The sequence below is a fragment of the Hyphobacterium sp. CCMP332 genome, from assembly GCF_014323565.1.
Taxonomy (GTDB): Bacteria; Pseudomonadota; Alphaproteobacteria; order Caulobacterales; family Maricaulaceae; genus Hyphobacterium.
This window is the reverse complement of the sequence record NZ_CP058669.1, coordinates 731,624-754,271: the sequence shown is the minus strand read 5'-3', so window position 1 is coordinate 754,271 and position 22,648 is coordinate 731,624. Positions and strand designations below refer to the sequence as shown.

Annotated in this window: 25 protein-coding genes; 9 read left to right on the top strand and 16 right to left on the bottom strand. The window is 61.1% G+C overall.

The annotated features are described in order from the left end of the window. Window positions 1-11: 11 nt before the first annotated feature. Window positions 12-305, bottom strand: coding sequence for a YkvA family protein (locus HXX25_RS03905; protein WP_187167206.1), 294 nt, complete (start codon window positions 303-305; stop codon window positions 12-14). A gap of 81 nt (window positions 306-386) precedes the next feature. On the opposite strand from HXX25_RS03905, the gene arfB reads away from it, so the two are divergent. Next, complete coding sequence (gene arfB / locus HXX25_RS03900; RefSeq protein ID WP_187167205.1) at window positions 387-806, top strand: alternative ribosome rescue aminoacyl-tRNA hydrolase ArfB; 420 nt, start codon at window positions 387-389, stop codon at window positions 804-806. An 85-nt stretch (window positions 807-891) separates the two neighbouring features. Next, a complete protein-coding gene (locus HXX25_RS03895) occupies window positions 892-1,272 on the top strand; it encodes an endonuclease domain-containing protein (RefSeq protein ID WP_187167204.1) in 381 nt (126 codons plus the stop codon). Between the two features lie 58 nt (window positions 1,273-1,330). Here the strand turns inward: HXX25_RS03895 and ndk are convergent, their stop codons facing one another. Continuing rightward, window positions 1,331-1,753: a nucleoside-diphosphate kinase gene (gene ndk, locus HXX25_RS03890; RefSeq protein ID WP_187167203.1), complete on the bottom strand. Its 423-nt coding sequence runs from the start codon at window positions 1,751-1,753 to the stop codon at window positions 1,331-1,333. A gap of 108 nt (window positions 1,754-1,861) precedes the next feature. Further along, window positions 1,862-2,584: a DUF2268 domain-containing putative Zn-dependent protease gene (locus HXX25_RS03885; protein WP_187167202.1), complete on the bottom strand. Its 723-nt coding sequence runs from the start codon at window positions 2,582-2,584 to the stop codon at window positions 1,862-1,864. Window positions 2,585-2,764: 180 nt separating this feature from the next. Between HXX25_RS03885 and HXX25_RS03880 the strand changes: the two genes are divergently transcribed. Then, window positions 2,765-4,642 (top strand): ABC-F family ATP-binding cassette domain-containing protein, encoded by a 1,878-nt coding sequence (locus HXX25_RS03880; RefSeq protein WP_187167201.1) that lies wholly within the window; start codon window positions 2,765-2,767, stop codon window positions 4,640-4,642. A gap of 121 nt (window positions 4,643-4,763) precedes the next feature. On the opposite strand, the gene HXX25_RS03875 is transcribed toward HXX25_RS03880, so the two are convergent. The 6 genes from HXX25_RS03875 to HXX25_RS03850 all read right to left on the bottom strand — a co-directional run bounded on the left by HXX25_RS03875 (window position 4,764) and on the right by HXX25_RS03850 (window position 8,791). Continuing rightward, window positions 4,764-5,051, bottom strand: a complete 288-nt coding sequence (locus HXX25_RS03875) for an I78 family peptidase inhibitor (protein WP_187167200.1) — start codon at window positions 5,049-5,051, stop codon at window positions 4,764-4,766. Between the two features lie 9 nt (window positions 5,052-5,060). Continuing rightward, window positions 5,061-5,588, bottom strand: coding sequence for a hypothetical protein (locus HXX25_RS03870; RefSeq protein ID WP_187167199.1), 528 nt, complete (start codon window positions 5,586-5,588; stop codon window positions 5,061-5,063). Window positions 5,589-5,602: 14 nt separating this feature from the next. Continuing rightward, entirely contained in the window at window positions 5,603-6,187 is a 585-nt protein-coding gene (locus tag HXX25_RS03865) for a hypothetical protein (RefSeq protein WP_187167198.1), read from the bottom strand. A gap of 80 nt (window positions 6,188-6,267) precedes the next feature. Then, the gene (locus HXX25_RS03860) at window positions 6,268-6,789 is read right to left on the bottom strand and encodes a hypothetical protein (RefSeq protein ID WP_187167197.1); all 522 of its coding nucleotides are present in this window, start codon (window positions 6,787-6,789) and stop codon (window positions 6,268-6,270) included. Window positions 6,790-6,861: 72 nt separating this feature from the next. Continuing rightward, window positions 6,862-7,314 (bottom strand): DNA polymerase III subunit chi, encoded by a 453-nt coding sequence (locus HXX25_RS03855; protein WP_187167196.1) that lies wholly within the window; start codon window positions 7,312-7,314, stop codon window positions 6,862-6,864. A 4-nt stretch (window positions 7,315-7,318) separates the two neighbouring features. Then, window positions 7,319-8,791, bottom strand: a complete 1,473-nt coding sequence (locus tag HXX25_RS03850) for a leucyl aminopeptidase (protein ID WP_187167195.1) — start codon at window positions 8,789-8,791, stop codon at window positions 7,319-7,321. A gap of 119 nt (window positions 8,792-8,910) precedes the next feature. Between HXX25_RS03850 and HXX25_RS03845 the strand changes: the two genes are divergently transcribed. The 6 genes from HXX25_RS03845 (at window position 8,911) to rsmA (ending at window position 16,559) form a co-directional block, all read left to right on the top strand. Beyond that, on the top strand, window positions 8,911-10,032 hold the full coding sequence (locus HXX25_RS03845) for an LptF/LptG family permease (protein WP_187167194.1): 1,122 nt from the start codon (window positions 8,911-8,913) through the stop codon (window positions 10,030-10,032). Next, a complete protein-coding gene (locus tag HXX25_RS03840) occupies window positions 10,029-11,132 on the top strand; it encodes an LptF/LptG family permease (protein WP_187167193.1) in 1,104 nt (367 codons plus the stop codon). Before HXX25_RS03845 ends, HXX25_RS03840 begins: the two co-directional genes overlap by 4 nt. Before the next feature lie 73 nt (window positions 11,133-11,205). Continuing rightward, the gene (locus HXX25_RS03835) at window positions 11,206-13,416 is read left to right on the top strand and encodes an LPS-assembly protein LptD (protein WP_187167192.1); all 2,211 of its coding nucleotides are present in this window, start codon (window positions 11,206-11,208) and stop codon (window positions 13,414-13,416) included. A gap of 40 nt (window positions 13,417-13,456) precedes the next feature. After that, window positions 13,457-14,731, top strand: a complete 1,275-nt coding sequence (locus HXX25_RS03830; RefSeq protein ID WP_233346864.1) for a peptidylprolyl isomerase — start codon at window positions 13,457-13,459, stop codon at window positions 14,729-14,731. Next, window positions 14,731-15,714, top strand: coding sequence for a 4-hydroxythreonine-4-phosphate dehydrogenase PdxA (gene pdxA / locus HXX25_RS03825; RefSeq protein WP_187167191.1), 984 nt, complete (start codon window positions 14,731-14,733; stop codon window positions 15,712-15,714). Before HXX25_RS03830 ends, pdxA begins: the two co-directional genes overlap by 1 nt. Next, the gene (rsmA, locus tag HXX25_RS03820; RefSeq protein ID WP_187167190.1) at window positions 15,711-16,559 is read left to right on the top strand and encodes a 16S rRNA (adenine(1518)-N(6)/adenine(1519)-N(6))-dimethyltransferase RsmA; all 849 of its coding nucleotides are present in this window, start codon (window positions 15,711-15,713) and stop codon (window positions 16,557-16,559) included. Before pdxA ends, rsmA begins: the two co-directional genes overlap by 4 nt. 129 nt (window positions 16,560-16,688) lie before the next feature. Here rsmA and gmk read toward each other — a convergent pair whose 3' ends face one another. The 7 genes from gmk to fabD form a co-directional block, all read right to left on the bottom strand. Continuing rightward, window positions 16,689-17,351: a guanylate kinase gene (gene gmk, locus HXX25_RS03815; RefSeq protein WP_187167189.1), complete on the bottom strand. Its 663-nt coding sequence runs from the start codon at window positions 17,349-17,351 to the stop codon at window positions 16,689-16,691. After that, complete coding sequence (locus tag HXX25_RS03810) at window positions 17,341-18,222, bottom strand: YicC/YloC family endoribonuclease (RefSeq protein WP_187167188.1); 882 nt, start codon at window positions 18,220-18,222, stop codon at window positions 17,341-17,343. Before HXX25_RS03810 ends, gmk begins: the two co-directional genes overlap by 11 nt. Further along, window positions 18,222-19,253: an endolytic transglycosylase MltG gene (gene mltG, locus HXX25_RS03805; RefSeq protein ID WP_187167187.1), complete on the bottom strand. Its 1,032-nt coding sequence runs from the start codon at window positions 19,251-19,253 to the stop codon at window positions 18,222-18,224. The genes HXX25_RS03810 and mltG overlap by 1 nt, the downstream gene beginning before the upstream one ends. Window positions 19,254-19,262: 9 nt before the next feature. Next, window positions 19,263-20,543, bottom strand: a complete 1,281-nt coding sequence (fabF, locus tag HXX25_RS03800) for a beta-ketoacyl-ACP synthase II (RefSeq protein ID WP_187167186.1) — start codon at window positions 20,541-20,543, stop codon at window positions 19,263-19,265. A gap of 11 nt (window positions 20,544-20,554) precedes the next feature. Beyond that, window positions 20,555-20,791: an acyl carrier protein gene (locus tag HXX25_RS03795; protein WP_187167185.1), complete on the bottom strand. Its 237-nt coding sequence runs from the start codon at window positions 20,789-20,791 to the stop codon at window positions 20,555-20,557. A gap of 164 nt (window positions 20,792-20,955) precedes the next feature. Further along, entirely contained in the window at window positions 20,956-21,693 is a 738-nt protein-coding gene (fabG, locus tag HXX25_RS03790; protein WP_187167184.1) for a 3-oxoacyl-[acyl-carrier-protein] reductase, read from the bottom strand. After that, the gene (fabD, locus tag HXX25_RS03785; RefSeq protein ID WP_187167183.1) at window positions 21,693-22,643 is read right to left on the bottom strand and encodes an ACP S-malonyltransferase; all 951 of its coding nucleotides are present in this window, start codon (window positions 22,641-22,643) and stop codon (window positions 21,693-21,695) included. Before fabD ends, fabG begins: the two co-directional genes overlap by 1 nt. Window positions 22,644-22,648 lie beyond the last annotated feature (5 nt).

Below are 22,648 nucleotides of genomic sequence, written 5' to 3'. Positions count from 1 at the left end.
AACGCGTTAGCCTATTGCGCCGCCTGCTTTTTCTGCCATTGACTCCCCAGCGCCGCGATGGCCGCGCTGATCATGCCGGCATCATCGATATAGCCCGCCACGGGAATGAAATCGGACACGGCATCGGTCGGCAGGATGAGATAGCCCAGCGCGCTGAGGCAGGTTGCTTTCACCCAGCGCGGGGTTTCGGGATCCCGCAGCAGGCCGTAAAGCGAGCTGGCCTGGTCGACCAATTGCCCCACACCGCTGATATGCTTCAGCTTGGAGGTGAATTTACCGGCACTGAAATGACGGGCATGATCCATGACGGGCTCCTTGCGGATCGCTTTAGCCCGGCACAGGGTAGGCCCAATTGAGGCAGAAATAGGAAAGCCGGCAGAGACGTCATGCAGATCACCGACGCCATATTCATCGATGAAAGCGAGCTGGAGGAGCGGTTTGTGCGCGCCTCCGGTCCGGGCGGGCAGCATGTCAACAAGACGTCCTCGGCCGTGCAGCTGCGCTTTGATGCCGCCAGCTCACCCAGCCTGTCTGCCGAGATCAAATTCCGCCTGAGGCGGGTCGCCGGACGCCGCCTGACCAAGGACGGGGTGCTGGTGATCGAGGCGGACGGATCACGATCGCAGGAGCGCAACCGCGCGGCGGCGCGTCAGAAACTGGCGGAGCTGATCCTCAAGGCCTCGCACCGGCCCAAGCCGCGCAAGGCTTCGCGTCCCTCGCTGTCGTCGATCCGGAAGGTCAAGGAGGCCAAGGCCAAGCAGGGGCAGAAAAAGGCGATGCGGCGCAAACCGGGACGGGAGGATTAGTCCCGCAAACAAAAAGCCCGGCGCTATTTCCCTCTCCCTTCAGGGAGAAGGTTAGGGTGAGGGGTCTTTGTGATAACCTTCGCCAGTGCCTGAACGTCTAACACCGCTCGCCCGGCGACTACGCCGCGAAGCAACGCATGCAGAGCGCAAGGTGTGGAACATGCTGCGCGAGCGGCCACTGGGATTCAAATTCCGGCGGCAGCAACCCGTCGAAGGCCATATCGCTGAATTCGCTTGCTCTGAAGTGAAGCTGATCATCGAGGTCGATGGCGGGCAGCATTTCGAAAATGCCGAGGATGACGCCCGGACACTCAAGCTGGAAGCGGCTGGAAGGACAGTGATCCGATTTTGGAACATTGACGTCCATGAAGCCATGGACGGCGTTTATGACCAGGTCGCGGATGCATTGCGAGCGTTGCAGCACGTCCAGCAACCCCCTCACCCTGAGGACGGCTTTCAGGAATGAAAGCCATCCTCCCCCTCTCCCTCAAGGGAGAGGGAATCTGGTTAGCGCTCGTTCTACTCTACCCGACGATTTCTTCGTCGGAGAAGAAGAATTTGATTTCTTCTGCCGCGGTTTCCGGGGCGTCGGAGCCGTGCACCGAATTGGCTTCGATGGATTCGGCGAACATCTTGCGGATCGTGCCTTCATCGGCATTTTCCGGGTTGGTGGCGCCCATGACTTCGCGGTATTTCGCGATGGCGTTCTCACCTTCGAGCACCTGCACGACGACCGGGCCGGAGATCATGAAGCTGACAAGGTCGTTGAAGAAGGGACGTTCCTTGTGAACGCCATAGAAGCCTTCAGCCTGCTCCTTGCTCATGTGGATGCGCTTTTGCGCGATGATGCGCAGGCCGGCACCTTCGATGACGGCGTTGATCTTGCCGGTCAGATTGCGCGCGGTGGCGTCGGGTTTGATGATCGAGAATGTGCGTTGCGTGGTCATTTGAGAAACTCCGTAGCGTTCGGGGAGGTTTGACGAGTCGCGCGGGCTTATAGAGGCGCTTTCGCTCCTTGTGAAGCCGGGTGCGCGGCTCGTCACGACTCCACGCGGCTAGCGCATCACCCGATCCCAATCGAATCCGGCCAGTGCCCAAACTGCCGCCGGTGTCAGGTCGCTTAGTTCGCTGATATCCAAGCCGGAATTCGCCATCGCCTGACGGACCACCCAGCGGCCGGTGCGATAACCGATCGCTTCGCGCCCATCCGGATGCACGAACATCCATTGCGCGTAGTCGGACCGCTGCGGCAGGGCGAGGACTTCCAGCGCCCAGTCCGAGACGTTTGCCGGCGGAAGGTCGGACGGGTTGGTTTCACCTGTCAGCTCCTCGGCAAACACCGTTGCGAGGCCTTCATTGATAACAGCTATCTGGATACCGTGACCGAAATGATTGCCCTGCATCAGCCAGCCGCGGACCGTATGGTGCAACTCGTGCGCGACCGTGGCGCGCAGGCCGTTCTCGATGGCCGCCTCGATGCCGCCGGGATAGGTGACGGACACCTCGATGATCAGCTCGTCCGGCCGCTCGGCGCGGCCCGTGACTCCGCCGAGCGCATCCAGCGCCGGGCGTTGAACCGGCATGACCGTCACGGAGATCGTGTCGGCCAGTTCCGGGAAGACGGCCTCGACCTCGGCATGCGTGGCGTCGAGTACATCGTCGATCAGGCTCATCTCGGCGTCGGTGAAGGTGTGGTATTCGTTGGACTGGAATTCGGTGGCGACCGGGTCGGCGGCCTGGATCAGCGCCAAAGCGGCACCTGCGGCAAGGATCAACATGGATTTTCCTTTGTTTTTCTTGTGCACCCCCAAGCGCCGGACCGTCTTGCCCCGCGGCCCCGGCCACCGGTAGCGGGATGGTCAGGCTGACAATCCCGCAATTTGCTTGCATCCAAATGGAGGAAGCCCCCGAGCCTGCCGCTTGCATGGCGCTGCGCGCTCGGCTACCCGCAATGCGCCATGTTACACGTCAACAACCTCACCTGCCGGATGGAAGGCCGCCTGCTGATTGATCAGGCGACGTTTCATCTGCCGCCACGCTGCCGCATGGGGCTGGTGGGCCGCAATGGTTCGGGCAAGTCGACCCTGTTCCGGGTGATCAAGGGTACCTTCGCGGCCGAAAGCGGCGATGTCCGCATCCGCAAGGGCGCGCGCGTCGGCACGGTGGATCAGGAAGTGCCGGGCGGTCCGGAAAGCCTGATGGAGGTGGTGCTCGCCGCCGATACCGAACGCGCCGACCTTCTGGCCGAAGCGGAAACCGCCACCGATCCCACCCGCATCGCCGACATCCAGACTCGGCTGGCGGATATCGAAGCCCATTCCGCCGAAGCGCGCGCGGGCATTATCCTGTCAGGACTCGGCTTTACCGCCGCGGAACAATTGCGGCCGTGTTCGGAATTTTCCGGTGGCTGGCGCATGCGCGTGGCTCTGGCCGCGACCCTCTTCGCCCAGCCGGATCTCCTGCTGCTGGATGAGCCGACCAATTATCTCGATCTGGAAGGCGCGATCTGGCTGGAAAGCTATCTCAAAACCTTCCCCGGTGCGGCGCTGGTCATCTCTCACGACCGCGACCTTCTGAATGCCATGGACAAGATCGCGCATTTGCGGGTGAAGAAGATCGGCATCTATGAAGGCGGCTATGACGTCTTCGAGCGCCAGCTGGCGGAAAATCAGCGCCTGCAGATGAAGCTGAAGGCCAAGCAGGACGATGAGCGCCGTCACCTGCAAAGCTTTGTCGACCGCTTCAAGGCCAAGGCCAGCAAGGCCAAACAGGCGCAAAGCCGGGTCAAACGCCTGGAAAAGATGCAACCCGTTGCGACTATCGTCGATGATCCGGTCTCGCCGTTCGAATTTCCGGCCCCGCAAAAACAGATGGCCCCGCCCCTGATGCGGATCGAGGGGCTGGATCTCGGCTATGAGCCCGGCAAGCCCATCCTGCGCGGGCTCAATCTGCGCATAGACCCGGATGACCGCATCGCCCTGCTCGGCCGCAATGGCTCGGGCAAGTCGACCTTTGCCAAACTGCTGGCGGGACGGCTGGAGCCGATGCAGGGCCATTTCCGCCGTCACAAGAAAATCCAGACCGCCTTCTTTGCCCAGCATCAGATGGATGTGCTGCCGCCGGAAAAATCCGCCTACGACCATGTACTGGACCGGATGCCGGATGCCACCGAAGCCCAGCGCCGCGCGCGTCTGGCCCGTTTCGGCCTGCCCATCCATTTGCAGGAAACCAAAGCAAAGCAATTATCCGGCGGCGAGAAGGCCCGCCTGTTGCTCAATCTGATCGTGTTTGACGGGCCGCACCTTCTGATCCTCGATGAGCCCACCAACCATCTGGATATGGATGCGCGCGCCGCCCTGATCGATGCCATCAACACCTATGACGGCGCGGTGATCCTGATCGCGCACGACCGGCATCTGGTGGAAAGCTGCGTGGACCGGCTCTGGCTGTGTGCCGATGGCGGCATCGAGCCCTATGACGGCGATATGGAGGATTATCGCCTTCTGGTCACCGGCAAGGCGCCGAAGGAGAGCCGCGGCACGCGAACGCGCACTGCCACGGACGAGAAATCGGAACGCCGCCGCGACAAGGCCAGTCAGCGCGATGCGATCAAGCCCTTGAAACTGGAAGCGCGCAAATGGGAAAAGGAAGCCGAGCGTCTGCGCGGTATTCTGGAGACCATCGACAGGGGTCTCGCCGCTCCAGGGCTTTATGAAAAAGACCCGAAAACCGCGACCGATCTTCAGGTCAAACGCGCAAAGGCTGTCGAGCTGATTGACGCCGCCGAGACAAACTGGCTCGACGCGATGGAGAAGCTGGAAGCGGCGGAGAGTTAAGCCGTCCTTCGAGGCTCTCCCGGACTCGATCCGGGATCGCACCTCAGGATGAGGTGGGTGGAGAACAAACTTACCTCATGGTGAGGTGCTCGCCGCAGGCGAGCCTCGAACCACGCAAGGCCTACCCGCAATAGACGCGCACGACGCGGTCCCCATCATCGAGTTCAATATTCGTACGATCGGCGCGGTAATCCATCGTCACGGCCGTGCCCGGCGGGATGATACGGCGAGGTTGCGGCAGGGTGGCGACATCGATCTCGTTGATATCCTGGCCGACCAGATAGAACAGCATTTCGGCATCGCATCCGCCCTCGCCTAGCACCGGCGTCTCGATCCCGGGCTCGGCGGGTTGCGGCGTCGCACAGGCGGCGAGTGCGAGGATCGGAACAAGAGCGAGATATTTTTTCATGAATTCATCCTAGCCATAGTCTCCGACAAATGGATGGCCCGATTCTGATCTGAACAGCGAATGGCGAAATCGCCATTGCCCAGCCTCAAGCGATACTTCCGTCACACAAAAGCGCTGCATGTAATCAGCGACCCAATCAATATCTTCGAACTCACCCGTATAATAAATGATCAGATGAACGACCTCGTCCGGGTTTTCTGACTGTATCCAGTTTTCCAGCAATTCCATTCGTAGGTCCGGGCTGGAGAGAATCGCCTCGGCCGACCTCCGGTCCGGCCCACCTTCATAAATCCAGTCGGCGACCGAAGCCGAAAAGCCCGTGACGGCAACGCCGTCACTGTCCACGGTATCGCTTGCCGGCTCAACGGCAAAGCTTTCCACGTCGGAAAACCGATCACCGAAGAAAGCATAGTCGCGGCTCAATACGGCCTGCCGGGTCTGTTCTGCGAAAGTATTGTCGGGTGTTTGCGCTCTAGCATTGGCCGGGCTCGCCGCAATCACCACCGTCAGAGTCCGAAGGGAAACCAGATGTTTCATGCGTTGGGCTTCCTTCAATTGTCATCTTTAAAAGGGTGGCCGGATTCAAATTGAAACAGGGGGAAGCTGAAAGCGCGAAAACCAATCACCTCATAGACCAGCGTTACGCAGTAGGTTTGCATGTAACCGTCGACCACATCGATGTCTGCCAATTCGTCACCAATAAAGTAAATGAACATAACAAAATTGTCGTCCACGAGACCGCCGTAACGCCGAACAATGCGAACATTCACGTCGGGGTTGGCCAGGATATCCGCGACTGGACGGCGATTGCTGTTACCCTGGTAAAGCCAGCCTTCCAACGACGGGACATAACTTGCCACAACGGTATCGTCTAAATCCCGTGAGTGATTGTTGAACTCTATCCTGAAGCTCTCTTCCCCAGCACCGTTTGCCCGGAAGAACTCATAATCCCGCTCAAGGACGGCCCTGCGAGTTTCGGCAGCCAGCAAGTCGAGCTCATCATCTTGGGTAAAGAAATCATCATTTCGCTCAACGATGGCCCGGCCTGTTTCGGCCAAAAATGATTCTAGTCTGGCATCATGCGTCAGTCCCATTGACTGACCGCTGAACATCAACAGCAAAATAAGCGAGTTCATGGGGGCTTTACCTCGACACTGAAAAATATCCGCAATCCATGCGTCGTTCCGGCGCGAGCTTAAGCTTGAAACTTAAAGTCTCAAAGTGCTTCCAGAGGCTGGTCATAGTCGCTACGCAGCCAGTGGCCTCGGAGCGACGCAAAGAAGGGATCAATATACACCCATTCTCCGTCCAGTTGCACCACTTCGACGATGGCAAAGCCGATCATGTAGTCGTTGACCGGGTGATGATCCCAGAAATCCTCGCCGGTGAAGAAGATGATCAGATCGGTGCGGAGCCCGTCCTCGTTGAAATTGCGATGACTGCGGATGAGTTCGACCCCGCCTTCCTGTGCGAGGATCGATGCCACGGACGTATAGCGATCATCGCCCTCCCGCCCGGCCAGCCACGTATCATCGTAGAGCCATGCCTCGACCGGCTCGGCAAAGCCGTCGCCCTCGAAATGCCACTCGCTGACCCCGTGGGCGCGGAAGAAATCCATGTCGCGGGCCAGAATGGCCGCGCGCGTTTCCTCGGCGAAATACTCTATGGAGCCTTCGCGCGGCGCGCCGGGCCCGCAGGCGGCGGCCAGCAATGCCAATAATGGAATGAAATGTTTCATCTTCGCCCCCGATCCTGTTCGAGGCTTGCCGGAAGCAGGCGATCGTTACAACTTACAATTTGGCGAGAAAGCCTAGGCCTTCTTTTCCCAGCGCCCTTCAATGGATTGCTGCCAATAGGCGATGGAGCGCCCGTCCGCCTTGGCTTGTTTCCAGAGCGCGCGGGAGGCGGCAATCGCTGGCTCGTCACTGGCATCGAACATGACGCAGACGCGCTCGAACCCGTCGGGGTTCTCGACATCCACACCATCCAGTGCAAACAGGATTTGCGCCTTGTTCAGATTGTCTTCGGTGAGCGATAGAAGAATGGGCTGGCGGTCCGGATCCGGTTCGTCGGCGCGGCCGTGGGCGAGGAAGCTGTCTTCCTTCGCGGTCCACAGCGTCGATTCCAGCGCCTTGATATGATCGGCATGGCCGGTGCGCACCAGAGCGCGCCAGCCCTTTTCAAGCGTCTTTTCCAGCAATTCCGGCAAGGCATCGGCGAGCGTGGTTCGCTCAAGATGGTAGAACCACAGCTCGCCGGCCATTTACCTAGCCCTCGTAATTGTCCCGCACGAAGCGGTCCAGAAGGCGCACGCCATAGCCCGTGCCGAAGGTCGGCAGACGCGCATCCTTGGCACCCGACCACATGCCGGAGCCGGCAATGTCAATATGGACCCAGGGCTTGTCGTTGACGAAGCGCTGGAGGAATTGCGCCGCGGTGATGGACCCGGCCAGGCGGCCCTCGCCGATATTCTTCATGTCGGCAATGGGGCTGTCGATCTGGCGGTCATATTCCGGACCGATCGGCAGACGCCAGACTTTCTCGTCCGACGCCAGACCAGCCTTGGACAATTGGTCAGACAGCTTGTCGGAGTTCGAGAAAATGCCCGCATGCTCATGACCCAGCGCGATCAGGATCGCCCCGGTCAGTGTGGCCAGATCAATGATGAATTCCGGATCATATTCTTTCTGCGCATACCAGAGCACATCGGCCAGAACGAGGCGGCCTTCCGCATCGGTATTGAGAATTTCGATGGTCTGGCCGGACATGGAGGTAACCACATCGCCCGGACGCTGTGCGTCGCCGTCGGGCATGTTTTCCACGAGCCCGACCAGGCCGACCGCATTCACCTTGGCCTTGCGGTTGGCAAGTGTGGTCATCAGACCGACAACGGCAGCCGAGCCGCCCATATCGCCCTTCATTTCGTCCATGCCGGCGCCCGGCTTGAGCGAGATGCCGCCGGTGTCGAAAGTGACGCCCTTGCCGACAAAGCAGAGCGGCTTGTCGCCCTTCTTGCCGCCATTCCATTTCATGATGGCGATCTTGCTCTCGGCAACCGAGCCCTGCCCCACACCCAGCAGCGAGTGCATGCCCAGCTTGGTCATTTCCTTTTCGCCGAGGATTTCGATTTCAAGACCGGTATCGGCGAGCTTCTCGATGCGCTTGGCATAGTCCGGCGGGCGCAGGAAGTTGGACGGCTCGTTGACGAGGTCACGGGCGAGATAGACGCCTTCAGCCACTGCCGACCAGTCTTTCCAGGCGGCCTTGGCGGCTTTCTGATCATCCGCCGAGATGGTCACGGATTTCAGCGACGGCTTCTTGTCTTCGGCCAGCTTGGTGCGGAATTTGTCGAAACGGTAGGCTGCCATCATGCCGCCCAGCGCGAAACGCGATGCGCCTTCGGCATCGGCAATGCCTTCCAGATGGACGTGAAGTTCCTTTTCGCCCGTGGTCAGCAGCGCCTTGACCAGACCGGCCCCGGCCTGTTCCAGCGCATTACCGTCCGTCTTCTTGCTGCCAACGCCGAACACGACGATACGATCGGCTTCGATACCGGACGGCGCATTGATCACCAGCGCCTCACCGGCCCCGCCCTTGAAACGGGAGGATTTGATGGCGCGGGTCAGCGCGCCTGCGGTCGCTGTATCAACGGTCTTGGCCGTATCGGACAGGGCCGCCTTCTCAAAAGCCGGAACCGCAATCGAACCCTTGGCGGGAGCGTCTGCAAACTTGATTTTCATGCCTCACCCTCTGTTGTGGATCGCCACACCCCGAATGGGTGTGCGAAGCTGTGTCGCCGAAGTGGTATCCGATCGCAGGGTGTTATAGAAGGCCACAACCGCATGAGTCTGCAGGCCCGATGATTCTCGTTCAGCGCTATATGTTCCGGCAATTGTTGATGCCCTTTGTCACCGCCGCCTCTGCGTTTGCGGCGCTGGCCTTGCTGACCCAGAGTCTCACGAATATCGAATTCATCTCGAATTACCGCGAAACCGCCTTTACTTTCATCAAGGTGACCTTGCTGGCCTTGCCGCAACTCGTCGCGCTTCTGTCGCCCTTCGCGCTTTTCATCGCCGTGCTGGCGGGCCTGTCGCGCCTTTATGCGGATTCGGAAGCGACCGTCGCATCCGCGGCGGGCCTGTCACGCTGGGGCGTCCTGTCGCCGGTGATCCGGCTGGCGGTTCTGGCGGCCATGCTCAATCTCGGCGTCAATCTCTTCGTCCAGCCCCTCGCCTATCAGGAAATGCGGCGTAGCGTTTACGAGCTGCGCACGGATGTCGCCGCCAGCCTCGTTCGCCCCGGCGAGTTCGCCAACCTGGCGGCAGGCGTGACGCTTTATGCCCGCGAAGCCGATGGCAGTGGCCGCATGGCGGATATCTTCATCCACGATTCCCGTGATCCGGACGATGTCTCCACCTATGCAGCCCGCGAAGGCGTCATTGTGCGCGGCGAAGTACGCCCGACGATGGTGTTGATTGACGGCAATGTGCAACAGGTCGATGAATTCGGAGAGCTGAGCTTTCTGACCTTCGACCGGTATGAATTCGATCTGGGCGATTTCGTCGACCCGCAGCTGATTTTCTTCTTCAAGGAATCCGACCTCTTTCTGCATGAGCTCTTTTATCCGGACTCCTCGGCCCTCTCCCGCGCCCGGGGCACGGAACGCCTGCTGGCGGAAGCGCACTATCGAATGTCCGCCCCGCTCTACAATATCGCGCTCGCGCTGATTGCTGCGGCGGCGTTCATGGCGGGTACGCACTCGCGGCTGGGCAATTCCCGCAATGTGATTATCGCCGTCAGTATAGCACTGACCGTGCGGTTGGCCGGTTTTGCAGCCCAATCAGCTGCGACGGACGATCCTGGCTATAATCTTGTCCAGTATGCCATCCCGCTTGTGGTGATGATCGGCGCGCTGGTGCTGATCTGGCGGAGACGCGGCCAACCGCGCGCCGCCGCCGAACCGGTTGGAGCGGGCGCTTGAACCCGCTTCGCTCTCGCCTTGCCCGCTATCTGGCGGTCCAGATCCTGTTCGGGATTTTTGTCGCGGCCGGCGTTGTGACAACGATCATTCTGCTGGTCGACTTTGTGGAACAATCGCGCGCCGTCGGTACGCGGGTCGATGTCTCGGCCTTTGATCTTTTGATCCTGACGCTGATGCGCGCGCCCCTGCTGGTCGAGGAGACGCTGCCTTTCATTTTCCTGTTCGGTGTTCTGTTCGCGCTCTTCCGGCTCAACCGGCGCAGCGAGCTGATTGTCATGCGCGCTTCGGGCTATTCGGCCTGGCGCATTGTTTCTCCCGCAGTCATCATTGCCCTTGTCTTCGGCGTCCTGGCCGCCACCTTGCTCAATCCGATCGGGTCAGCCCTGAATGCCCAGTTCGAGGCCCGCCGGGATATGCTGACACAGGTGCAGGCGGCCATGCCGCAGGCGCAAACCGTCTGGCTCCGGGAGACGACGAATGACGGCTTCATCGTCATCAATGCCCGGCAGCTGGAAGAAAATGCCCGCGAGCTGGACGCCCCTGTTTTCCACTTCTACACGACCAGTGAGACAGGCCGGCCGGAACTGGACCGCCGTATATCCGCCTCCTCGGCGCAACTGACCGCCGGTTTCTGGACACTGGAAGAGGCCGTCGAGCGCACTCCGGGTGCCGAGCCGGTCGAGATTGGCGCGGTCTCCTTGCCAACCAGTATTGACCGGCAATCCCTGTTTGAACGCATCCGGTCGCCGCGTGGCGTGTCTTTCTGGGATTTGCCGGGCCTGATTGCCTCGGCGGAAGCCTCCGGCCTTGCTGCCGAGCGCTTTGTCCTTCGCTGGCAGGGTTTGCTGACCCTGCCCCTGACCCTGATTGCGGCGAGCCTGATTGCAGCCGCGGCCACGCTCCGGCTGTACCGGCTCGGCGGCGCGGCGGCGTTCGCCCTGACAGGGGGCGCAGCGGGTTTTCTTGTCTATTTCGTGCAGGAGGTTTTGCGCACTCTGGGTGAGAATGGCACGCTGCCACCGCTCACGGCGGCCTGGGCGGCACCGTTGATCACCACCTTGCTGGCCCTTGCCTATATCGCCTCGACAGAAGATGGTTAGCAGCGCGGCGTGGACGCGCGCGGTATAAGTGTTTATGCGGGTTGGACACCGGCCCACCCCGAAGGAGTCTAGTATGCGGTCCCTGCTTCTCGCTGCGGTTTGTGCCAGCGCTCTCATTCCCGGCATAGCCGACGCCGCCATTTGCGCGGTGACGCAGGATACTGACGGCGGACTTCTGTCCGGTACCGGCGAACAACCGGTCTATATCGAAGCCGATACGCTGATCGAAAACCGGGAAGCCGGCAGCTATATTGCGCGCGGCAATGTTGTTGCACGTCAGAATGGCCGCACCGTGGAGGCCGACGAGCTGGAATACCGGCCCGGATCCAACCGCGTGATCGCGCGCGGAAATGTTGCCATTTTCTCTGACAATGCCCCGCCGCAATATGCCGACGAAATCGAGCTGGACGACGCGCTGGGCGAAGGTCTGGCCGTCGGGTTTTCCACCTTGCTGGAGAATAATGGACGCGCCGCTGCCGCCTTTGCCGTGCGCCGCGCCAATGGCTCGCTGGAACTGACCAACGCCTATTACACCGCCTGCCGCTTTGAAGAAGGCGGGGATGCGCCGACCTGGCGTCTGCGCGCCGCCCGCGCCGTGCAGGATACCGAAGCTGAAATGATCTATTACCGTGATGTGCGACTGGAAGTACTCGGCGTGCCCGTGGCCTATGCCCCGACCTTCGCCCACGCCGATCCGTCATCAGAACGCCGTTCCGGCTTGCTGTTTCCCGAATTCGGCCTGTCATCGCGTCTGGGGGCGTTTTACGGCCAGCCCTATTACTGGGTGATCTCGCCGCATCAGGATCTGACCCTCACACCGCGCGCCATGGCCAATGCCAATCCCCTGGTGGAACTGCAATACCGCCGCCGCTTCTGGTCGGGCGATCTGGAGTTCGAGACCAGCTATACGAATGAACGTGATCTCGATAGCGACGGTAACAAGTTGAATGATGCCGAGCATCGCTGGCACATCTTTGGCGGCGGTCGGTTTGACATTTCCGAAAACTGGGTCTGGGGCTTCGGCGTCCAGCTGGCCTCGGACGATTTCCATCTTCGCACCTACGACATCTCTGAAAACTATGAGGAATATCCAGGCATCATCCAGCCCGCCCCGCGCCGTTTGATGAATCAGATTTATGTCAGCGGCCGAACCGACACCTACTATGCCGAAGTCATTGCGTCCGGCGTGCAAAGCCTGCGTGAATTTGAAATCGATGACCGGCTTCCGGTCATGGCGCCCTTGGGCGAATTGCGTTTGACAACGGCGGCAGGCGAACATTTCGGCCGACTGAGGACGATTGCGTCGACCGCCGTCCTGACGCGAAATGATGGCGTCGATTATCAGCGCGCCTCTGCCTCCGTGGACTGGCAGGCCCAGTTCATCTCACCGGGCGGACTGGTGTTTGAACCATTCGCCGCCGGGCGAGCCGATTATTACAGCTTCTCGGATGTTCCGGGCGTTTTGCCGGGCAACGCCGTGACCGCAGACTCCTTCGGGCGTTTTCTGGGCTATGCCGGCGCCGAGTTGAGCTGGCCGCTGATCAATACCAGCGGCGCAACAGATACCATTCTGGAACCCATGGTGCAGGCATTGGTCGCTTCCGATGACAGCGAATCGGCCCGTATCATCAATGAGGACAGCCGAACGGCCGAGCTCGACGAAACCCTGCTCTTCGATCACAACCGCGCGGCGGGCTATGATCTCTGGGAAAGCGGCACACGGCTGACCTATGGCCTGCGTTCAACAACCTTCTGGGGCGATGGCAATCAATTGCGCGGCTTTATCGGCCAGAGCCGCCGCATCGACGGCGATCCGGTCTTCGCCACCAATAGCGGCCTGTTCGAGGATGATTCCGACATCATCGTTGCCGGAGAGATCGATCTGGGCTCCTTCGGCATCATGGCCCGGACGCGCGTCGATGCCGATGATGGCACGCTGAACCGCATTGATCTGGTGGCCTCCTATTATGGTGATCGGGTTTCCGGACAGATCCGCTATTTCAGCTTTGACGATTCCCTGAACCGTCTTGGCACCAGCGAGGAACTCCAGCTGGTGTCCCAAACCCGGCTGACCGACGACTGGAGCCTTGTCTACAATCTGCAACGTGACATGGATCAGGGTGTCAACCGGCGTCAGGAGATCGGCTTCCGCTATCGCGACTTCTGCACAGACTTCGAAGTCGTCTATCAGCGCGAAAACCTGAATATCGGCAATCTCGGCCCGTCGGAATCGATCCAATTCCGCGTTACGCTGTTCACGCTTGGTGGTATTGGCTCCGAATAACTGCCATGAGAAGCGTGGCATCGTTGCGCCGCGCGCGCGTATGAGTATTTTCGAACCGGACCAGAAACAATCGGCCTTGATGATGAAACGATTTTTAACCGCCTCAATTGCCCTGGCGCTCTCCGCAGTTGGCAGCGCCTGCGCCCACGCCCAGCAAATTGAGGGCATTGCCGCTCTGGTGAATGATTATCCCATCACGACTGTGGATGTGCGCGACCGCATGCGGTTGATCATTGCCTCTGCGGGGGTTGAGCCCACGCCGGAAGCGCTGGGCCGGATTCAGGATCAGGCGATCCGGTCTCTGGTCGATGAAACCCTGCAATTACAAGCGGCTGTGGAATATGAAGTCGCGGTTGACCCGGCCGAGGTCGATGCCGCCATCCAGAATATCGCCGTCCAGAACGATACAGATCCGGCTCAGATCGAGCGCGATCTGGCGCAAAGCGGTATTGCCGTTTCGACACTCCGCCGTCAGCTGGAAGCCGAAATCGCCTGGCAGATTCTGGTGGGCGGCCGATACAATAGCCGTATCCGGATCTCGACCCAGCAGATTGAGGGCACGCTGGAACGCGTTGCCGAATCTGCCTCCGAACCGCAATACCGGCTGGCCGAGATTTTCCTGGAGATCCCGGTCTCCTCCGATGAAGGCCAAGCCCAGCAGCGCGCAGTTGCGGTGATGACGCAGCTCAGCCAGGGCGCGCCGTTCCAGGCCGTCGCCCAGCAATTCTCGGATGCGCCCTCTGCCGCCAATGGCGGGGAAATCGGCTGGCTCCTGACCGGCCAGATGCGCCCTGAAGTCGCACAGGTCGCTCAAGCCCTGCAGCCGGGCCAGCTTTCGCGTCCATTCCGTGTACCGGGTGGATTGATGATCATTGCCCTCATCGACCAGCGCGAAGGCACGACCTCGATCATGTATGATCTGGTCCAGGTTACCATGCCGACCAGCCGGGTGAATGATGACTCGGTCGCCGCCCTTCAACGTGCGATTTCCCGGATTTCCAATTGCGATCAGATTGATGCTGCGATTGAAGATGTCGACGGTGCCTTCTCTTCCCGTCTCGGACAGATTTCCCTCGATGCCCTGCTGCCGCAGGTCGCCGACCCGCTGTCCGGCCTCGCCGTCGGCGAGAATACCGGGGTGCTGGAATCGGCTGCCGGCCGGCAGGTCTATTTTGTCTGTGACCGCGCCATTGGTGGTCCGGGCGTTCCCAGCCGTGACGATATCGAACGTCAGCTGCGCAATCAGCAGCTTTCCATGCTGTCGCGCCGCTGGTTGCGCGACCTGCGTCGCGATTCGACGATCGAAATCCGCTAATGACGGCGCCACTGGCGCTGACGATGGGCGATCCGGCCGGGGTCGGTCCCGAGATCACGACCGTCGCCTGGAATGCACTAAAGGACGGCGGGCCCGCGTTTTTCGTGATCGGTGATCCCGCGCTCTATGATAGCCCGGTCAAAGTCATTCAGAGCCCGACGCAAGCCGCTGATATCTTTTCCTCGGCCTTGCCGGTCCTGCCGGTCCTGCTTCGAAAGCCGGCCATTCCGGGCGCAGCGGATAGCGCGCATGCGGCGGCGATCCTTTCGTCCATCGAAATGGCAGTCGAGATGTCTGCCAGCGGCCTCGCCTCCGGCCTTGTGACCAATCCGATATCGAAATCCGTGCTGTATGCGGCGGGATTCAAGCATCCCGGCCATACCGAATTTGTGGCCATGCTGACGCAAAATCTCAAACAGTCCGGGCCGCGCGGTCCGGTGATGATGCTGGCCGGAAAGCAATTGCGGGTCGCCCTCGTCAGTATCCATACCTCGCTGAAAGAAGCGATTTCCGGTCTGAATGCGGAGACCATCATCCACACCGCCCGCGTCACCGCCTACACCCTGCAACAGGATTTCGGCATCAAGGCCCCCCGGCTGGCGCTGGCAGGCCTGAACCCGCATGCCGGTGAAGGCGGCTCGCTCGGGCGGGAGGAGATCACCATTATAGAACCCGCCGCGAATGCGCTGCGCGATGAAGGCATTGATATTGTTGGCCCGCTGCCGCCGGATGCCATGTTCCATGAAGAAGCGCGCGCGAAATACGATGCCGCGATCTGCCTCTATCACGATCAGGGTCTGATCCCGTTCAAGGCGCTGGATTTCTGGGGCGGCGTGAATGTGACGCTTGGCCTGCCGGTGATCCGGACCTCGCCGGATCACGGCACCGGATTCGACATCGCCGGCAAAGGCGTGGCGCGGGCTGACAGCCTGATCGCCGCCATCCGTCTGGCCGCCGATATGGCCGCACGGCGCGCGGCATGACCACGCCCCCGCCCCTGCGCGACATGATCGCGGAATACGGATTGCGCGCGGACAAATCCTTTGGTCAGCATTTCCTTCTCGATCTCAACCTGACGGGAAAGATCGCCAGCCTGTGCGAAGACGTCTCCGATGTCACCCTGATCGAGGTCGGCCCCGGCCCCGGCGGACTGACCCGTCCCTTGCTGGAACTGGGACCGAAACGGATGGTCGCCATCGAGATGGACCGGCGCTTCATTCCGGCGCTGGAAGCCACCGGCGAATACTACGCGACGCCGTTCGAGATCATCGAAGGGGATGCGCTGAAAGTGGACGAAGCGGCCATCATTGGCGATGGCCCGGCCATTATCGCCTCCAACCTGCCCTATAATGTCGGCACGCCGCTCTTCATCAAATGGCTCAAGGCGGACCCCGTTTTCTGGCGGCGTCTGGTCCTGATGTTCCAGAAGGAAGTCGCCGAACGCATCGTCGCGCCGGTCGGATCCAAGTCCTACGGACGGCTGGCCATTCTGACAGCAGCGGTGGCCAGGGCGCGCATCGTCCTGAAAGCTCCGGCGCGGGCCTTTACGCCGCCGCCGAAGGTGGAAAGCGCAGTGATCGTTGTCGAGCCGCTGCCAGAGGGTCAGCGCTTTACCGATCTTGCCGCAGTGGAAGCGGTTACCGAGAGCGCCTTTGGCCAGCGGCGCAAGACGCTGCGCAAAAGCCTCGGCGTGGCCGCGGGCCGGGCCAACACCTCATCGGAAACCTTGTTGACGGCCGCCGGTATTGATCCCGGTGCGCGGGCGGAAACCATTCCGCCGGACGGTTTTTTTGCATTGGCAAAGGCGTGGCGGGCGGCGAGAGGCTAAGGGTCTTGCACCTCGCCCTTCGAGGCTCCCCCGGATAAAATCCGGGGTCACACCTCAGGGTGAGGTGAATTCATGTGCCCACCTCATGCTGAGGTGCTGACCGCAGGTCAGCCTCGAAGCACGCAAGGTTTAGCCCCGCTCTTTCATCAATTCCTTGACGAAACCGCGCAGCCACGGGCGGCGCGTCCGGCGCAGGCGTTCGGCGCGCAGGATCATTTCGAGTTCTTCGAGAGCGCCGGAAAAGTCCTCATTGACGATGACATAGTCATATTCTTCCCAATGGGAGATTTCCGCTTCAGCGCGTTCCATGCGGCCATTGATGGTCTCTTCGGAGTCCTGCGCCCGCTTGCGCAGACGGTCTTCCAGAAGCTTCAGCGACGGCGGCAGGATGAAGACCCGGACAACATCGCGCGGCGCCTTTTTGGCCAGCTGCTGGGCGCCTTGCCAGTCAATGTCGAAGACCACGTCGCGGCCCACTGACAGGGCCTCCTCGACCGCGTCTTTCGGCGTGCCGTAATAATGGTCAAAAACCCTGGCGTGCTCGAAGAAACCGTCCTCGGCGATCTGCTTTTCGAAGGCGGCATGATCGGTGAAGAAATAATCCTCACCGTCGACCTCGCCGGGCCGCGCCGGGCGCGTTGTGGCCGAAACGGACAGGACAACGTCGGGATTATGCATGATCAGGCGTTTGGAGAGGGTCGTCTTACCGGCACCGGACGGGCTGGACAGAACCAGCATCATGCCACGGCGGCCGCCACGAAATCGCGGCGCGGACGGTCGGCTATTCGACATTCTGTATCTGCTCCCGGAACTGATCCACGGCCGCCTTCAGCGCCAACCCGATACGGGTCAGCTCCGAATCGCCGGACTTGGAGCATAGCGTGTTGACCTCGCGATTGAACTCCTGAGACAGGAAATCCAGCTTGCGCCCCACAGGGGAACCTTGCGCCAACAGATCACGGGCGCTGTCGATATGGGCCGTGAGGCGATCCAGTTCCTCGCGAATATCGGCCTTGACCGCCAGCATGGCCGCTTCCTGGGCCAGACGTTCCTCGGGAATATCGCTGTCGAGAAAGTCCTGCAGCTTGGCGCGGAACCGGTCGCGGATCATGTCGGGCCGGGTCACCGCCAGACTGGCGGCCTGTTCGCGAAACGCCACAATTTCGTCCAGCACGGTGATCAGGATTCCAGACAGGGCAGCCCCCTCCTCCCGGCGCGCCGCGTTCAGCGCTGCGAGGGCTTCGTCGAAAGAAACGAGAATGGCACCGTGCAGGGCCTCGGCATCGTCCTCGCTGGCCTCCTCCTCGGATCTGAGCACACCCTTGATCGCCAGCAGGCCGTCAAAGCTCGGTGGGCTGACATCGCCGCGGGCAACATAGTCACGGCTTGCCGCAATCAGTCCTTCCAGACGCGCCGTGTCGATGGCAATCGCGCCGTCGGACTGATCGCGTGACAGGGTCAGGCTGGCCTGGATGTTTCCGCGCGAGAAGGTCGCCTTGGCGCGCTCGCGCGCTGCCTGCTCCAGCGCGTCATAGCCGGGCGGTGTGCGAAAGCGCACCTCCAGCCCCTTGCCATTCACGCTCTTCAATTCCCAAATGAAGGTCCATTGCGCCAACTGCCCGCTGGCACGGGCAAAGCCTGTCATTCCGGAAAGCCGGGCCATCAGCGACGCTCCCTTTCGATGCGGCGCCAGTTCGCCACATTCCGCTGGTGTTCGCGATAGGTGGCGGCAAAGGCGTGCCCGCCTGTTCCGTCCGCCACGAAGAAGAGATAATCGGATTCGGGCGGGTTGAGGACGGCGGCAATGGCATCACGCCCCGGATTGGCAATCGGCGTCGGCGGCAGGCCATCGACGAAATAGGTGTTGTAGGGATTGTTCGCATTATCCAGTTCGGATCGACGTATCCCGCGGCCCAGCGGTTCGCCGCCGGTGATGCCGTAAATAATGGTCGGGTCGCTTTCCAGCCGCATGCCCCGGCGCAGGCGATTGACGAAGACAGAGGCCACGAGCGGACGCTCCGAGGCGATGCCGGTTTCTTTCTCCACCACGGAAGCGAGGATAATGGCCTCTTCAATCGTCTCGAACGGCAGATCCTCTGCGCGCCCGGCCCAGAGCTGATCCAGCAGGGCTTGCTGGTCGGCGCGCATGCGATCCAGGACATCCTGACGGGATGTGCCGCGTTGCACGAAATAGGTCTCCGGCAGGAGCGTGCCTTCGGGCGGTGTCTCCGCAATTGCGCCGGTGAGCACATCGGAGTCTTCGAGTATCCGGACGATCATCGCACTAGTGCGGCCCTCCGGCACGGTCACCGGATAGGACAGCGTCTCGCCCTCGCGGAGCTGATCATAGATGTCGAGCATGCTCGATCGGGCCGGGATGGCGTATTCCCCGGCCTGCAGATCACGGTCGCCACCGTCGATCGTGACCCAGAGCCGGAAGATTTGCGCATCCTCGATGACACCTTCGCGTTCCAGCTGGTTGGCGATGGCGATCAGGCCTGCTCCGCGTGGCAGGGTCAGCACGGTTTCGGTCTCTGCGGGGCCGCTATCGGCCACCTCGTTTTGAAGCCATTGCCAGCTGAACCAGGCGCTCGCGGCGACGGCGATTGCGCCCACAACAATCAGGACCAGCAGCCAGAGCAGGATTTTGCCCAACAGGCCGGAGGATTTCTTTTTCGGCTTTTGCTCGCTCATCGCCGCGGATCAATCGACAGCGCGGAAGATGACAGACGCATTCGTGCCGCCGAATCCGAAGGAATTGGACAGGGCCGCTTTCACGGGCTTCTTCACCGCCGTATGCGGCGCGAGATTGATCGGGGTCTCGACGGAGGGATTGTCAAGATTGAGCGTCGGCGGACACATGCCATCTCGAATGGCGAGAATGGAGAAGATCGCCTCGACCGCCCCCGCTGCGCCCAGAAGGTGGCCGATGGAGGACTTCGTCGAGGACATGACGATATCGCCCGCCGCATCGCCAAACAGACGCTCCACCGCCTTGAGTTCGATCTCGTCACCCTTGGGGGTCGAGGTGCCATGGGCGTTGACGTAATCGATATCTGACGGCTCCATCCCGGCATCCTTGAGCGCGGCGCGCATGGAGCGATAGCCGCCATTGCCGTCTTCCGCCGGGGCGGTGATGTGGAAGGCATCGCCGGACAGGCCATAACCCGCGACCTCTGCATAGATGGTCGCGCCGCGCGCTTTTGCGCTTTCATATTCTTCCAGCACGAGCACGCCCGCACCCTCGCCCATGACAAAGCCGTCGCGATCTTTGTCATAAGGGCGCGAGGCCTTCTCCGGCGTGTCATTGAAGCCGGTTGACATGGCGCGGGCCGCCACGAAGCTGGCCACGCCGAGGCGGCAGATGGCGGCTTCCGCGCCGCCCGCGACCATCATGTCAGCATCGCCGTATTTGATCATCCGCGCGGCATCGCCAATGGCATGCGCGCCGGTGGAACAGGCCGTGACGACAGAGTGGTTCGGGCCTTTCAGCCCGTGCCGGATCGAGACCTGGCCGGAAATCAGATTGATGATGATGCCGGGAATCACGAAAGGCGAAATCTTGCGCGGTCCGCGCTCATTCAGGAGGACCGATGTTTCATAGATGGTGCTCAGCCCGCCCGTGCCGGACCCGATCATCACGCCGGCGCGTTCAGCCTGTTCATCGGTTTCGGCTTTCCAGCCGGAATGTGCGATGGCCTGATCGGCCGCAGCAATGCCGTAGAGAATGAATTCGTCGATGCGCTTTTGTTCACGCGGCGCCATGGTGGCATCGGGATCAAAGGCATGCGGATCATCCGCACCGCCGCCCCGGCCATCCTTGCGTGGAACAATGCCAGCGATCCGGCTTGCGAGATCGCTGGCATCAAAATGTTCAATGGGCTTTACGCCCGATTGTCCGGATAAAAGCCGCTTCCAGACAGGCTCGACTCCGCATCCCAGCGGCGAAACGATTCCCAGTCCGGTAACAACAACGCGGCGCATGATATCCGAGACTAGCCGGTTTTCTCGCTGATGAATTTCACAGCAGCACCAACCGTCGAGATATGCTCTGCAGCATCATCCGGGATTTCAATGTCGAACTCTTCCTCGAACGCCATGACCAGCTCGACATTGTCGAGAGAGTCAGCGCCGAGATCGTCGATGAAAGACGCGGCTTCCGTGACCTTGTCTTCTTCAACGTCGAGGTGCTCGACAACAATTTTTTTAACGCGGGCAAGAACGTCGGACATAAGCGATTCCCTTCTGCAATCCTTCGTGAAACCTTAAGCGGGGCCGGGCGAGCCGTGAAGCGCCGAGTACAGACGCCTCTCCCCCGAAATAAATGGTGCCGGGCAGTTAGCACGCAAAATCGAGCTTGACCAGACGCTCTGCGCCTTGCTCTGCCCGGACGTTATCAGATCATGGCCATGCCGCCATTGACGTGCAAGGTCTGGCCCGTGACGTAATGCGCCTCATCACTCGCGAGATACGCCACTGCTGCAGCAATATCCTCGCCCGAGCCGAGATCATTGGCCGGGATTTTCGAGAGGATGGCCTCGCGTTGCTGCTCGTTCAGTGCATCGGTCATTGGAGAGGCAATAAAGCCGGGGGCCACACAGTTTACGGTGACGCCGCGCGCCGCGACTTCCTGGGCCAGAGATTTGGAAAAGCCGATCATGCCCGCCTTGGAGGCGCAATAATTTGCCTGTCCCGGATTGCCCATCACGCCGACCACGGAGGTGATCCCGATGATGCGGCCAAAGCGCGCCTTCATCATGCCGCGCATGGCCGCGCGCGAGAGGCGGAAATAGCTTTCCAGATTGATCTTCAGGACCTGCTCCCAGTCCTCGTCCTTCATGCGCATCAACAGGCCGTCCTTGGTGATGCCGGCATTGGCGACAAGGATATCGAGACCACCCATGGCCTCTGCGGCCTGTTTGGGCAGCGCATCGACCGCCGCTCCATCGCCGAGATTACAGGCAATAGCGTGAACCCGCTCACCCAGCTCGGCTTTCAATTCGTCGAGCTTTTCCTGACGCGTGCCGGAAATCGTAACCGTTGCACCTTGCGCATGCAGGGCCCTGGCAATCGCCCCGCCAATGCCGCCCGTTGCGCCGGTCACCAGCGCGGTTTTTCCATCCAGTGAGAACATCAGTTGGCTCCTTTGAGGGAAGCGGCGAAGGCTTCCAGATTTTCAGGGGTGATGAGCGGCGTTCCACTCGCATCCGGTGCGGTGCGGCGCAGCATGCCGGACAGGACTTTCCCGCCCGCTTCCGCAAATTCCGTAATACCGCCCTCGCCCGCCATCCATTGCACACTCTCGCGCCAACGGACGCGGCCCGTCACCTGTTCGACCAGAAGCTGGCGGATCGTGTCCGGGTCGCTCTCCGGCGCGGCGCGCACATTGACGACGACCGGAACGCGCGGCGCATTGATTTTTGCTGCGGCCAATGCTGCAGCCATGGCATCGGCGGCCGGCTGCATCAGCGTGCAGTGAAAGGGTGCGGAAACCGGCAGGGTCATGGCGCGTTTGACGCCTTGCGACTGGGCATAGGCAATGGCGGCATCGACGGCGGCTTTGGCACCGGAAATAACGATCTGGCCCGGCGCATTATCATTGGCGACCTGGCAGACGCCATGTTCAGCGCCCGCTGCTGCGGCCGCTTCGGCGGTGTCCATTTCGGCACCGATCAGGGCGGCCATTGCCCCCTCGCCCACCGGAACGGCGGCCTGCATGGACTTGCCGCGCAGCTTCAGCAGCCTGGCCGCATCGGTGATGGACAGCGAGCCGGCCGCCGCCAGTGCGGAATATTCACCGAGGCTGTGCCCGGCGACAAATTTTGCGGCGGACACATCTATCTTGAACTGGGTTTCCAGAACCCGCATCACAGCCAGAGACGCGGCCATGATGGCCGGCTGGGCATTCTCTGTCAGGGTGAGGTCTTCAATCGGACCATCCGCCATCAGGTGAGAGAGTTTCTGGCCCAGCGCCTCGTCGACTTCGTCAAGCACGTCCTGCGCTGCCGGAAAGGCTCCGGCCAGCTCCGTGCCCATGCCCACGGCCTGCGAGCCCTGTCCCGGAAATACGAATGCCAATGTCATGGCGT